Origin of the sequence: Dethiosulfovibrio salsuginis (genome assembly GCF_900177735.1) — a bacterium.
GTDB classification, from domain to species: domain Bacteria; phylum Synergistota; class Synergistia; order Synergistales; family Dethiosulfovibrionaceae; genus Dethiosulfovibrio; species Dethiosulfovibrio salsuginis.
In genome coordinates, this window is record NZ_FXBB01000014.1 from 50745 (window position 1) to 64556 (window position 13812).

13 protein-coding genes are annotated in these 13812 nt (G+C 52.0%); all 13 read left to right on the forward strand.

Features of this window, described 5'->3' with window-relative positions; all coding sequences use genetic code 11:
* Window positions 1–63 precede the first annotated feature (63 nt).
* The 13 genes from B9Y55_RS06735 to B9Y55_RS06795 all read left to right on the forward strand — a co-directional run bounded on the left by B9Y55_RS06735 (window position 64) and on the right by B9Y55_RS06795 (window position 13282).
* Window positions 64–933 carry a DNA-methyltransferase gene (locus B9Y55_RS06735; protein WP_200806641.1) on the forward strand — a complete coding sequence of 290 codons (870 nt, stop codon included), beginning with the start codon at window positions 64–66 and terminating at the stop codon, window positions 931–933.
* Window positions 930–1820, forward strand: a complete 891-nt coding sequence (locus tag B9Y55_RS06740) for a hypothetical protein (protein WP_085544599.1) — start codon at window positions 930–932, stop codon at window positions 1818–1820. Before B9Y55_RS06735 ends, B9Y55_RS06740 begins: the two co-directional genes overlap by 4 nt.
* A gap of 31 nt (window positions 1821–1851) precedes the next feature.
* Window positions 1852–3054, forward strand: coding sequence for a hypothetical protein (locus tag B9Y55_RS06745; RefSeq protein ID WP_085544600.1), 1203 nt, complete (start codon window positions 1852–1854; stop codon window positions 3052–3054).
* Window positions 3045–3773, forward strand: a complete 729-nt coding sequence (kdsB, locus tag B9Y55_RS06750) for a 3-deoxy-manno-octulosonate cytidylyltransferase (RefSeq protein ID WP_085544601.1) — start codon at window positions 3045–3047, stop codon at window positions 3771–3773. Before B9Y55_RS06745 ends, kdsB begins: the two co-directional genes overlap by 10 nt.
* Window positions 3770–5026, forward strand: coding sequence for a nickel pincer cofactor biosynthesis protein LarC (gene larC, locus B9Y55_RS06755; RefSeq protein ID WP_085544602.1), 1257 nt, complete (start codon window positions 3770–3772; stop codon window positions 5024–5026). The genes kdsB and larC overlap by 4 nt, the downstream gene beginning before the upstream one ends.
* On the forward strand, window positions 5004–6176 hold the full coding sequence (locus B9Y55_RS06760) for an ELM1/GtrOC1 family putative glycosyltransferase (RefSeq protein ID WP_143340848.1): 1173 nt from the start codon (window positions 5004–5006) through the stop codon (window positions 6174–6176). Before larC ends, B9Y55_RS06760 begins: the two co-directional genes overlap by 23 nt.
* A complete protein-coding gene (locus tag B9Y55_RS06765) occupies window positions 6152–7168 on the forward strand; it encodes a glycosyltransferase family 4 protein (RefSeq protein ID WP_143340849.1) in 1017 nt (338 codons plus the stop codon). The genes B9Y55_RS06760 and B9Y55_RS06765 overlap by 25 nt, the downstream gene beginning before the upstream one ends.
* Window positions 7169–7195: 27 nt before the next feature.
* Complete coding sequence (locus tag B9Y55_RS06770) at window positions 7196–7543, forward strand: nucleotidyltransferase domain-containing protein (protein ID WP_234986165.1); 348 nt, start codon at window positions 7196–7198, stop codon at window positions 7541–7543.
* A 70-nt stretch (window positions 7544–7613) separates the two neighbouring features.
* Complete coding sequence (gmd, locus tag B9Y55_RS06775; protein ID WP_085544605.1) at window positions 7614–8708, forward strand: GDP-mannose 4,6-dehydratase; 1095 nt, start codon at window positions 7614–7616, stop codon at window positions 8706–8708.
* 22 nt (window positions 8709–8730) lie between these two features.
* Complete coding sequence (locus B9Y55_RS06780) at window positions 8731–9777, forward strand: AAA family ATPase (protein ID WP_085544606.1); 1047 nt, start codon at window positions 8731–8733, stop codon at window positions 9775–9777.
* A 134-nt stretch (window positions 9778–9911) separates the two neighbouring features.
* On the forward strand, window positions 9912–10835 hold the full coding sequence (locus tag B9Y55_RS06785) for a GDP-L-fucose synthase family protein (protein WP_085544607.1): 924 nt from the start codon (window positions 9912–9914) through the stop codon (window positions 10833–10835).
* 11 nt (window positions 10836–10846) lie between these two features.
* Complete coding sequence (locus tag B9Y55_RS06790) at window positions 10847–12232, forward strand: mannose-1-phosphate guanylyltransferase/mannose-6-phosphate isomerase (protein WP_085544608.1); 1386 nt, start codon at window positions 10847–10849, stop codon at window positions 12230–12232.
* A 3-nt stretch (window positions 12233–12235) separates the two neighbouring features.
* Window positions 12236–13282 (forward strand): glycosyltransferase family 10 domain-containing protein, encoded by a 1047-nt coding sequence (locus B9Y55_RS06795; protein ID WP_085544609.1) that lies wholly within the window; start codon window positions 12236–12238, stop codon window positions 13280–13282.
* Window positions 13283–13812 lie beyond the last annotated feature (530 nt).

Sequence of the window (13812 nt, forward strand, 5' to 3'; positions counted from 1 at the left end):
AACGAAGGAACACAGCGGCTCTTTCCCGAAATAATCGAAGAGAAAAAATTCCCTTTGGTGATTTTGGGGAAATCCTGGGAATCGGTTTACGCCGAAGGGCAGAACTCTCTTTTTCAGGGGGACAGTTTAGATTGGCTTAGAACCATTCCCGATGGATCGGTTGACCTTGTCTTTGCTGATCCCCCCTACAACATAAAAAAAGCGGACTGGGATATGTTTGAGAGCCAGGAAGAGTACATCGATTGGTCCATGAAATGGATAGCCGAAGCCTCTCGAATATTGGGAGAAAACGGGACAATGTACGTCTGCGGTTTTTCCGAGATACTGGCTGATCTAAAACATCCCTCTATGAAATACTTTAAGAGCTGTAAGTGGCTTATCTGGCACTATAAAAACAAAGCAAACTTAGGTAGGGACTGGGGGAGATCTCATGAAAGTATCCTTCATTTGAGAAAGAGCAAAAAATTCACCATGAACATCGACGACGTGAGGATCCCCTACGGTAGACACACCTTAAAGTATCCCTCCCATCCTCAGGCCGATACGAGTCAATACGGCAACGGTGGAAAACGAAAAGACGTTTGGACGCCCCATCCCGCAGGGGCAAAGCCTAAAGACGTTATAGAGGTTCCCACAACCTGTAATGGTATGGGAGAAAAAACGGCTCATCCTACACAAAAACCGGAAGAGCTTCTAAGAAAGATAGTTCTCGCGTCATCTAATCCAGGAGACGTAGTTGTTGATCCCTTCTCCGGTTCTGGAACCACCCTTGTCGTCGCCAAACAGCTTGGGCGAAGGTGGATGGGGTGTGATATCTCCCCAGAATACAACCGTTGGGCTATCGAGCGACTGATGAAAGTGCCTAAAAAGACCGTGGCAGAATGGATAGAGCAGGATAGATCTACGGAAAGCAGAAGGAACTCTATCAGATGACCTTAAATGAAATACTGGCCTTCGCTACAGATAAAAATAATTTTAAATCCATAGGCAATTACGCTTGTTTTTGTCTTCACTACTTGGAGTTCGTCAAAAAGGGACTTCAGGCCGTCATAGTCTCAAGGAACGAACACCATTATAGGTTTTTTCAGTACAAGGATGATGGAACCTACAATGTCACTAGGCCTATCAACAGCTTACTGATGCTCCCGTACGAGACTTTTGATTTAGAAAGAGATGCTTTCTTGAAGTTAATACGAGATATCAAGGCAGAGGATGTCAGGCAAGAGAAAAACAGGGCCCTCATCAACAATTTCATATATACCTGCCAGCAATCTATAGGTGCTGCATTGGATGGCTTACCAGCTAACAGGTCCAATGCCGCCAGAAAAATAAACGGAGATCTTTTCGAGAACCTTGTTCGTTTAGTCCTCTCCGAGATAGGCGTAGACGCTTCCTGTGGTCTATCATCCTTACCGGTCAAAATAAACGGGGAAGAGGCCTTTCGGATGAACTATCAGCATGATCTTATCCTCAGGTCAGAAGGACAAATAAAAGCCATCGGTTCGGTTAAAACGTCCAGCAAGGATAGACTAGACAAAATATTCATAGACAAGTTTTTGTATAACAGGCTCACCGATTCTAGCACCCCTCACTTCGCCGTGTTTTTAAACGATGTGCAGAGGTCCGGCAGAGAAGGGCGATACGGAGTGAGCGCAACGTTTCTAAAAGGGCATTTCAAAGGATACACGGTGAAGCTAAACCCCCTTGATGGGGTGTATTATTTCGATATAAGGCCAAATATGGTCTCCGAGGATATCCTAAAAGACCACATAAAAACCTTTGATCGTCTAATAATAGATGATATATGGCGATTTATATGACTATATTAAAGATATAAAGGGAGGTAACAACATGGCAATCAGCAGAGAACTTATAGAGAACTTCTATCGCAACCTCGACGATCGGTCTAGGGCTTCACTGGACTCGGCGGTGGATAAAATGGTGGAGGTCAAAAAGCGGGGCGGCAAGATAGTGGTGGCTTCCGGCAGTGGGCCTAACCTCCACGAAGGGGTGACCACCCTGGTCGCTGAGCTCATGGACAAAGGCATAATCGACGGAGTGACCACCAGCTCTGCGGTTATAGGTCACGAAATGGCGGGAACCCTGGACAGGGTGAAGATGTGCGACGCCTCCCAGCTCGGCCTACCGGAGGAGAAAATGCCCAGAGGCAACGTCTTTGAGTTCACCAGGATGACCGAGGAGGAGAGAAACGTCCTCAGGAAGAACATGGTCTTAGACGAAGAGCTCCTCTCCAAAGAGGACGAAGTCGACGGCCACGACGTCGTAAAGGCGGCGGGCAACATGGCCTATCCTATGGGTCTCTGGAACGAGATCCTCGCCAACGAGATACTGGACATAGCCAGGACCTACGGCCTTACCTTCGAGGAGGTCGCTGGCTGGGGGGCCGACCGCAGGACCATGATAGGCATAGGGGCTGAAAAGGGCCTGCCTGTAATCGTCAGCATACCTCAGATGGTCGGAGGGGGGGCAATCGGCCTCGCCATAGGTGACAGCGTCCCCATCTCCAACCGCTCCATGAGGCTTGCGAGAATGCTCGACGACGCGGACATCATAATAGAATCGGCCATAGCCCTCTCCCAGGAGCTCCACGACGGCCCCTTCGAGAACTATACCGGACACGGCATATGGGCCTGGTGGAAGGGGTTCAACACCTTCCACATGAGGGACAAGACCCTCATCCGAATCGATTTAGACGAAAACCTTAGAAAGGCCCAGGACCAGCAGAGACACAACGCCCAGATCCAGGAGGCCATAGACAAAGGCCTTCCTAAGACCAAAATATCCGGCATACCCTTCCGAATGGAGATGTCCGCCTTCGCCAGACACGAGGGAAGCATACCTATAATAGGGGACATAGGAGAGGTATGGCCCGTCATGGCCCTTAAGGTCGCCGACGCCCTTGGGATAGAGCTGGAGTTCATGAGCTACAAACAGGAGACCGACGAAGGCAAGGCCGTTAGGGAATGGATAGTCGACGAGATTCGTCCCATAGACCCGGAGGCTATGAGGAAGAAGGCCTCTGAGTGGAGATAGTCGTAGTCATTCCCGCCAGATACGGCTCCTCCCGACTGCCCGGCAAGCCCCTGTGTGACCTAGGGGGCAAGCCCGTCGTTCAGCACGTATACGAAAGGGCCTCAAAGGCCAGAGGTGTGGGAAGGACTCTGGTTGCAACAGACGACGAGCGGATCGCCCAGGCGGTCCGCTCCTTCGATGGGGAGGTCGTCATGACCTCCAGTGACCACCCTAACGGGACCTGCCGAGTGGCGGAGGTGGTGAAGGACATAGACTGCGACGGCGTGATAAACGTCCAGGGAGACGAGCCCTTTATCGATCCTGTCCTGATAGAGCAGTTGGTAACAGCTATGGAGGGGAATCCAAATATCCCTATGTTCTCCCTCAGATACCCTCTGGAGGAAAACGAATGGGACAACCCCAACAGGGTGAAGGTGGTCGTAGGGAAGGGGGACATGGCCCTCTACTTCAGCCGGTATCCCATCCCCTACCGCCGAGTGCCAGGCTGTCCGGTGTACGGCCATCTGGGGATATACGGCTACCGTCGGGGCTTTCTGGACCTGTACTCCAAGATGGACCCCACTCCCCTTTCGGAGAGCGAGTCGCTGGAGCAGCTCAGGGTACTGGAACAGGGCTACCCCATAATGGTCCCTCTGGCAAAAGGGGACCACGCCCCTGGCATAGACACCCAGTCGGACCTGGACTGGGCCAGATCGGTCATAGGAGGAAACAAACCATGAAAACCCTGTATCTCGACTGTTTCGCCGGAATAGCGGGAGATATGTTTCTGGGAGCCATAATAGACCTAGGGCTCTTCCCCGTTGAGGGCTTTATCGACGCCATGAAGGGCCTAGCCCTGGACGGATACTCTATATCCGTCGAAAAAGGCATCAGGAAGGGCATTTCCGGCACGGACATCAAGGTGATCGAGGAAGATCACCACCACCACCACGACGAAGATCACCACCATCACCACGACGAAGATCACCACCATCACCACCACCATCGTCATCTGTCGGACATAATCGCCATATTGGACCGCTCTACCCTGCCGGAGGAGGTAAGGTCCCGCTCGGCACTGGCCTTCAGGCTCCTGGCGGAAGCTGAGGCGGAGGTCCACGGCACCGACGTCGAATCGATCCACTTTCACGAGGTCGGAGCCATAGACTCTATCGTCGACGTGGTAGGTGGCTTTATGGCTTTACACATGGCGGCCATAGACAGGGTATGCTCCTCTCCGGTCAACGTAGGGTCGGGCACCGTCAAATGCGCCCACGGAGTTATGCCCGTCCCCGCCCCTGCCACAGCGAAGCTTCTTGCCGGAATGCCTATAGTATCTCAGGGAGATCCCATCGAGAGGACCACTCCCACCGGTGCCCTGATGCTGAAGGTCCTCTGCGACTCCTTCGGCTCCATGCCCTCTGGGACGATAAAGGCAACAGGCCACGGCCTCGGCGACAGAGACACCGAACTTCCCAACCTGCTGAGGGCCGTAATAATCGAAGAGGGCAAAGTAGGTACCCCCTGGATACCGGGCCAGGCTTCCGTTTTAGAGGCCAACCTAGACGACATGAACCCCCAGGACCTTCCTATAGCCATGGATCACCTCTTTCAGGCCGGGGCCTGGGACGTATTCTTCACCTCGATCATCATGAAGAAAAATCGACCGGGAATCAGGATAACCTGCGTTGGCCCGGTGGATCTGGAGGAAAAACTGGCGGAGACGATCCTCAGACACACAACCTCAATAGGGGTCCGTTGCAGGATAGAGAGCCGCTACACCCTGAGAAGGGAGGAAAAAACCGAGCTGACCTCCCTTGGGCCGGTCAGGGTGAAAAGCTCTTTCTGGGGAAAAGAGCTTTTCCAGAGAACTTTAGAGCATGATGACTTGAAAGACCTGTCGGAAAGACATAACATACCCTTGACGGAGCTTAGAGATATTCTGACGTCAGAATTAGGGGGCTTGGATAATGAATACCGACATGACCGATAAAATTGCGCTTGTGGTGATCCTCTCCGACGGGATAAGGGGGCATCTTTTCCAGAGCAGAGGCATAGCCCATTGGATAGAGGCCCTTTGCGGTGCAAAGGTGATAGAGTTGGAAGTCCCCCTATACAGGGGCTGGAAAAGGGCCTGGATACTCAAGGCCATGGGGAAGGTGCTGGCCCGGGGAGACCGGCTGACCGCCAGACACTGGCTTGACTGGACCGGAGACGAGGGGCAGACGATCCTGGACTCCTACCGCCTTGCGATGGACGGCTTAAACGTGGATGGCGGGAGGACCATGGTCATATCTACCGGAAGCTCCGCCGCCCCCTTCTGCCTCGCTCTGGCGAGGATCATGGGAGGTAAAAGCTGCACCGTAATGACACCGTCTGTAATAGGGACCGATCCCTTCGACTACGCAGTGGTTCCCTCTCACGACGGAGAGCCCGAGAGGGCCCTAATAACTCTGGGAGCTCCTAACTCGGTGACAGAGGAAAAAATAGAGGTGGGGGCTAAGGAGCTATTCTCCCTATACCCTCCGAAAGGAGAGGGGGAAAAGTGGGGCCTCCTCATAGGCGGAGACGACCAGAACTATCAGATCGATCCATACTGGGCGGACATGACCATCGGGGTGATGCTCCGTATAGCCGAGGAGAAAGAGGTATCCCTTTACATAACCACCTCTCGCAGGACCTGCCCCGAGACCGAGGCCAAGATCAAAGAGGTCTGTAAGGGAAGCGAAAAGGTCTCTATGGTCCTGCTGGCCTCGGAGGACGATTTTAACCCCGTTCCCGGGATTCTCGGAGGTTGTCAGAGGGTCTTCTGTACAGAGGATTCTGTTTCCATGATATCCGAAGCGGCCACCTCAGGAACCAGAACCTACCTCCTGAGGGTCGGCAGAAAAAAAGGCTGGAGAAAAGCCCTTCAGGACATAACCGTCAAACTGGTCGAATGGAAGGCCCTGAAGGAAAAACACCTCTGGGGAGCCCCCAGATTCGATATGATGATAGATCGATTCAAAGAAAGGGGACTTCTCACCGAGATGCCCTCGGACGTCATGGCCTGGCGTCCTATGTTGGACAGGCCTGCCGGACTCTCCATAGATTTCAACGAGGCCCAGAGGGCAGCTAGGTGGATATTGGAGAACTGGAGATGAAAATCGTCCACCTGCTCCCGGGCCTTGAGGTGGGAGGGGTGGAAACCCACGTGGTCGACCTGGCCTCGGAGCAGGCCAGGTCGGGCCACCGAGTCACGGTTGTATCCGGTGGCGGCCGAATGGTGTCTCAGCTACACCCCGACGTCACCCACATAACCATGGCGGTTCACAGAAAAAACCCCATTACCGGAGCCATCTGCGCAGTCAAACTGGCGTGGATGGCTCGGTCTAAGGGCTGGGACGTGCTTCACGCACACTCCAGGGTTCCCGCCTGGATAGCCTGGTGGACCTCTACTATTTCAGGCGTTCCCTTCATAGTGACCTGTCACGGCATATACTCGCTGAACGCCGGTCTAACCCCATACCGCCATGCGGATGGGGCTATCTGCGTCTCCAAGGCTGTGATGGATCATCAGAGGGACTGGCTCCCGACCAGGACCGCCGTCATAAAAAACGGCATACCCGACCCTGGGGTAAGGTGGAGCCCGAAAGAGGGCGGCCCATTCAGGTTTCTGTTTGTCGGACGGCTCACGAAGGTGAAGGGAATCGACTTTCTTATATCGGCCTTCCTCCCGATGGCGAACAGGCAGGACTGGGTTCTCGATATAGCGGGAGAGGGGCCACTTGAGGAAGAGCTCAGGGAAAAGGTGGCCTCCGCCGGTCTGGGAGACCGAATATCCTTTCTTGGCTACAGAGACGACGTGGCGGAGCTGCTGTCTAAAAGCCACTGCTGTCTATTTCCCTCCAGGAGCGAAGGGGCGGGTCTGGTCCTCCTGACCGCTCTGGCGGTGGGGACCCCGGTGATAGCCTCCGACCTGCCCGCCTTCAGGGAGACCCTGGACGATAGGTCCCTTATCCCCATGGAGGCCTCTGTCTGGACCGACAGGCTAGCTAACGCCATAGACCACCCCGACAGCCCCCAGCCTACCTCACCTCCTAGGTCCATTCATGATATGGCTGTTGAGGTGGGAGAGTTTTACGTCACGAAATAGACTCGAGAGGAGGTCTCCGGTTTGAGAATGGATCACACAAAAGATTTTTTGCTCGACATAAGAAAAGCGGTTGATGCCGTGCTAAAAAGTGGCCTAGATATAGAGGCGATCTATCTTTTTGGGTCTTACGCCTACGGAGAGCCTAACGAGGCTTCCGATATCGATCTATACGTCGTCCTTTCCGATGACAGCAAATCTCAAATTAGGGCCATCGACGCTATGGAAAAAATCGGAATGGAGATATTTAAATCTGACGTCTACAACGTAGAGATTTTGGCTGGATTTGCCGACGATTTTCTATCTCGAACTTCTCTGCCCACCATAGAGAAAACCATCTCCGATAAGGGAGTTGTCCTTTATGAGAGAAGCGCCTAACCAAAATTATATTTATCTCTCTGAAAATCCTTATAGCCATTCCTAAGATAACCAGAAAGACGGTGTTTTTATGAAGAAAGCTCTAATAACCGGCATCACCGGGCAGGATGGAGCGTACCTATCGGAGTTCCTGCTCTCCAAGGGCTACGAGGTTCACGGAATGAAACGGCGGTCGTCTTTGTTCAACACCGGCAGGATAGACCACCTGTTCAGCGACCCCCACGAGGAAAACCGAGGGCTCGTACTCCACTACGGCGACCTGACCGACTCCTCCAACATAATCAGGCTCCTCCAGGAGATAAAGCCCGACGAGATATACAACCTGGCGGCACAAAGCCACGTCAAGGTATCTTTCGAGACGCCGGAGTATACCGCCAACGGCGACGGGCTGGGAGTCCTTCGGATCCTTGAGGCCATACGAATACTGGGTCTGGAGAAGACGACCCGCTTCTACCAGGCATCCACCAGCGAGCTATACGGCAAGGTCCAGGAGATTCCCCAGAGGGAGACCACCCCCTTCTACCCCAGAAGCCCCTACGCCGCCGCCAAGCTCTACGGCTACTGGATAACCGTCAACTACCGGGAGGCATACGGCATCTACGGCTGCAACGGCATACTGTTCAACCACGAATCACCCCTTCGGGGAGAGACCTTCGTCACCAGAAAGATCACCAGGGCGGTCGCCCGGATCTCCCTGGGCCTTCAGGACAAAATATACCTGGGCAACATGGACGCCAAACGGGACTGGGGCCACGCCAGAGACTACGTCGAGGCCATGTGGCTCATGCTCCAGCAGGACACCCCGGACGACTACGTCGTCGCCACAGGGGAAACCCACTCGGTCAGGGAGTTCGTGGAGCTATCCTTCAAGGAAGTCGGGATCCCTATAGAGTGGCGTGGAACAGGGGTGGACGAGGTTGGATTCGATCCCTCCACCGGAAAGGTCCTGGTCGAGATCGACCCCAGATACTTCAGGCCCACGGAGGTGGAGCTTCTCCTTGGCGACCCCACCAAGGCAAAGGAGTTGCTGGGCTGGGAGAGGCGAGTCACCTTCCCCGAGCTGGTCAAGGAAATGGTCTCCCACGACCTGGACCTGTTCAAAAAAGACATCCTCTGCCGGGACGCAGGATACCAGGTATGCCCCTCTATAGAGGACCTGTCTTGATCTAAAAAAGGATGGTGAGCACGTGCTTAAATCGATGGACATAGAAAACCTCACCGTTTTCCCTCATGCCCATGTGGATTTTTCCCTCGGTTTAAACGTCATCGTAGGGGAAAACGGAACGGGCAAGAGCCACCTGCTTAAGGCCGCCTACAGCCTGCTGGCGGTGTCGTCGGAAGGAGGGCGAAAATTCAGGGGAACTACTCCTACCAAAAACTACCTCCAGACGGCGATCGCCGAAAAATTGGTTGGTGTGTTTCGTCCTGAAACCTTGGGAAGGCTGACCCGTCGTCGTCAGGGCAGGGGAAGGTGCGACATCTCCCTTCGGTTTGATACCTCTGAATGGGATTTTTCCTGTGGTTTTTCGTCCAACAGCAAGGCGGAGGTCTCGGTGGATAAGATGCCTTCCTCTTGGAGCGATATCGAGCCGGTGTTCTTGCCGACCAGAGAGCTCATGTCCCTATACACTAACTTCGTAGCCACCTACGATAGACACTACCTCGAGTTCGAGGAAACCTGGAAGGACACCTGTCTTCTTCTAGGTGCTCCTCTCAGGAAGGGGCCCAGGGAAACCTCCGTAAGGGCTATACTGGACCCACTTGAGGAGGGAATGTCGGGGAAAATTGTAGTCTCCGACGGGAGGATGTATCTCCAAAAGAGGGATGGTCGGATGGAAATGTACCTCATAGCAGAAGGACACAGAAAGCTCGCCATGATAGCCCATCTTGTGTCGTCGGGGGTCCTAAAGAGGAATAGCTGCCTCTTCTGGGACGAACCGGAGGCCAACCTTAATCCCAAGTTGGTGAAGCTTGTCGCCGAGACGATCCTCAAACTTTGCGAACAGGGGATACAGGTGTTTATATCTACCCACGACCTCTTTTTGCTCAGAGAGCTTGAGCTTAGGAGGCGAGATCACAAAGATGTATCGGTCAGGTTCATCGGGCTTCACGAAGGGGACGTCGGCGTGAAATTAGAGCAGGGAGACTCGATCGATGACGTCGGAGAAGTCGTATCTCTGGAGGAAAACGCCGACCAGTCCAACCGATATCTGTCCATGGACTGGCAGGAATAGTCATGAGCTCTCACGTAGTAGACTCGTTGACCTTTGCGTTTCCCGACGAATGGGTTTTTTTACAGGAGATATTTGTGGATTTTACCTTGATGATGGTGTTGTAATAATGTGAAAAATTGAAAGGTGCTTGATCCATGAAAAAAATATATGTAGCCGGGCATAATGGCCTGGTTGGATCCGCTATAGTGAAATCTTTTAAAAAAAATGGTTATGAAAATATATTAGTCAAATCCCATGAAGAGCTGGATCTGACTGATCAATGCGATGTGAGTCGCTTTTTTGAGAAAGAAGAACCGGAATGGGTTATCTTAGCTGCTGCTAAAGTTGGCGGAATTATGGCAAATAAGTCTTGTCCGGCTGAATTCATGTATCATAACTTAGCTATAGAGGTTAACGTTATACATCAGGCATGGCTTTCTGGAGTAAAAAAACTGCTTTTTCTAGGTAGTTCCTGTATATATCCTAGAATGGCACCTCAGCCGATAAAAGAGGAATACCTATTGACCGGTCCTCTCGAAACAACAAACGAGGCCTACGCACTGGCTAAAATATCCGGCCTTAAAATGTGCGAATACTACAATAGGCAGTATGGCGCAGACTTCATATCTGTTATGCCTACCAATCTCTACGGTCCAGGAGATAACTTCGATTTGGAGAGTTCTCATGTCCTTCCCGCTATGATACGAAAATTTGATGACGCCAAGAGAGAGGGCAAGCCGACTGTTACCCTATGGGGAACCGGAGCTCCCAGAAGGGAGTTCCTACACGTGGACGATATGGCGAGCGCATGTTTGCATGTCATGGAAAATTACAAAGATCCAGAGTTCGTAAACATAGGGGTTGGGAAGGACATATCGATAAAGGAGCTAGCCGAGATGGTGAAGGAAATAGTTGGGTTTGGAGGGGATATAGAATGGGACCTATCCAAGCCCGATGGTACTCCCAGAAAACTTCTGGATATAGGGAAGCTGGCTGCCTCAGGGTGGAAGCCATCGATATCCCTAAAAGACGGCATAGTTGATACTTACCGTTGGTATGCGGAAAATCGTTCTTGTTAGAGGTCAATGCAATGAATAACGATATAAAAAAACTGCGTGCCCTCATACTGGCAGGAGGAGGAGGGACCAGGCTGTGGCCCCTCTCAAGGGAAGAGGTCCCAAAACAGTTTTTGAAACTCGCAGGGGACCAAAGCCTCCTTCAGACCACCATAAAAAGGCTCCTGCCCCTCTGCGGCCAAGAGGGCATAAAAATAGTCGCAGGGGAGAGATGGGACAGCCAGATAGCCTACCAGGCCTCCGACGTAGGCCTAAAAGGTGACATACTGGTACTGGAGCCGGAGGGCAAAAACACCGCCCCCGCCATAGCCCTGGGGCTGGCCCACCTGATGGAAAAAGGTGCAACCAGGGAAACTCCGGTCCTGGTGTGTCCCAGCGACCACATAATTCAAAACGAAAAAGCCTTTCACGATGCACTGAAGCTGGGGCTACTGGCGCTGGAAGAGGGAAAACTGGTAACCTTCGGCATAGTCCCAGACGCCCCGGAGACCGGATTTGGCTACATAAAAAAAGGCGAAGACCGAGGAGGTTGGCACGACGTTTCCCAGTTCGTCGAAAAGCCGGACCTAAAAAAAGCAACAGAATACATCCAAAGCGGCCAATACCTGTGGAACGGTGGGATATTCCTCTTTCGGGCCGGGGACATGATAGACTCCTTCAAAGAACACCTTCCGGAGATAGCGAGGCTCATGGAGTGTGGGGAGAGGGCCATGGTCGAGGGATTCAAAGACCTTCCCTCGGTCTCCATAGACTACGGCATAATGGAAAAAGCCCCCTCCGTGGCGGTGGTCCCGCTGGACGCCTGCTGGTCCGACCTGGGGAGCTGGGACGCCATCTACCAGCAGGGGGAAAAAGACGGCAACCGCAACGTCCTCAAAGGGGACGTACTGGCCGATAGGTCGGAAGGATGCCTGGTCCAAGGGGACAGACGGCTTATAGCCCTGTCTGGAGTCAGCGACCTGCTGGTGGTGGACACCGCCGACGCCCTGTTCATAGCCCCTAGAGGGACATCCCAATCGGTCAAAGACGTAGTCTCCACCCTGAAAGAACGGTCCAGACCGGAGATAACCCAGGCCCCCGAAAGCGCCAGGAGATGGGGAGACTATAGAATCCTCCACGAAGGGGACGGCATAAAGGTAAAGAGGATAACCGTCCACCCGGGAAAGGCCCTGAGCCTCCAGTATCACCACCACAGGACGGAACACTGGATAGTGGTAAAAGGCACCGCCCAGGTCGAAAGGGACGGAGAGACCTTCTACCTCCACGAAGGAGAAAGCACCTTCATCCAGAAAAACCAGCTCCACAGGCTCATAAACCCCGGAAAGATCTCCCTCGAGATAATAGAAGTCCAAAACGGGCCGTATCTGGGGGAGGACGATATATTCAGAGTGGAGGAATAACCCTTGCGAAAACTTGCTTTAGTGGGCTCCAGAGTTTTCTGTGACGATAAATACCTTTACGGTGAGAGTTCTTCTGATCCCGATAGACGATTGTCCTGTATGAGGGATTTCAAAGATAAGCTCCGTAATGAGGGCATAGACCTAGTTTACTGGGAGGACGTGCCCAGCAAAGATGTGTGGGGTTACCTGTTTTTTAACTATAAAGAAAAAGACTTTAAGAGGATTGCCAAGGACAAACAGGGAGGTTTTCTCGCCCTTTTAGTTTGCGAGAGCGAGGTAGTATCGCCAGAGAATTGGTCTCCCAAAGTTCAAGAAAAGTTCGACATAATCTTTACCTGGGATGCCCGACCTTTGCCCGAAACCATAAAGCCCCGTTATATCAGGTATTTCCTGCCAAATGACCTTTCGAATCGTCAGGATTCACCTTCTTTTTCCGACAGGGAGAAACTGATCGTCATGGTGGCTGCCAATAAATGGAAGCGTCGGACGAAGGAGCTCTATACCGAGAGATTCAAGGCCATAAGGTGGTTTATGGAAAAACACCCCGAGGACCTGGATCTTTATGGTTATGACTGGAAATACGGGGTAGCTAAAAAGGCCTTGGAGATTGTCAGGAACACCTTTCGAGCTATAGGTGGTAAACCTACTAGACCGGTCGATGTGTCCTCGATTTACAGGGGCCCTGTGTCGGTTAAGAGAGATGTCCTCAAAAGATACAGGTTTTGCCTGTGCTACGAGAACGCAAGAGATATCCCGGGGTACGTTACAGAGAAAATATTTGATTGTTTTCTAGCCGGAGTGGTGCCCATATATATGGGATGGGAGGGAATCTCCGACCTCATCCCTAACGGGGCTTTCATAAACTTTCGGTCCTTTAGAGATTATGACCATATGTACGAGGAAATATCAACTATGACAGAGGACGAGTGGAATGGCTATCTGTCTGAGGCCCGAAATTTTCTCGATAGTGACAAGGCAAATCTCTTTCACTCTTCTTGTTTCTCCGATACGTTGGTCTATGGATTGACCCATTTTGACGTCGGAGAGTGATGTTGTGATTTCTGTAGTTATAGTTACCAAGGACAGAGCTGATGCTTTGAGGACCGTCTCTCTTCCATCCTTCCTGAAGCAGAAATTTGACGATTTTAAGATGTTCTATGGGATTTTTAGGTTTTTTTAAAAAAAGATTGCAATGTTTATATCTCCAGCATATTTGATTTTATAGCTGGAAGTCTATCGGATAAGTTTAGGCTAGCGTTCATAGCTGGTAACTTAGTAGATTTAACCTCTAGCCAGTCAAAGATCAATTAAAATTGCTAGCGTTCTTTTCTATTCTAGAGCATCATAATCTAACGAACCATATCCTTGAAAGCTCTCTTTTTATGTGAGAGTATGTACTCCTCATACTTCTCACTACGGAGGATCGATATCATGGAGAACCGAGCTGTTCCTGGTCGTCTCGAGGATAAACTGATTGCAAAACTTGAAAGCGAGCCTATGAAGGCTTTGGCTTACGCTCTCATGGAGATTCTCCCTAGTGATTGGGTTTTTGAGACCGCTAAGGAAACCGGGTTCTGTCA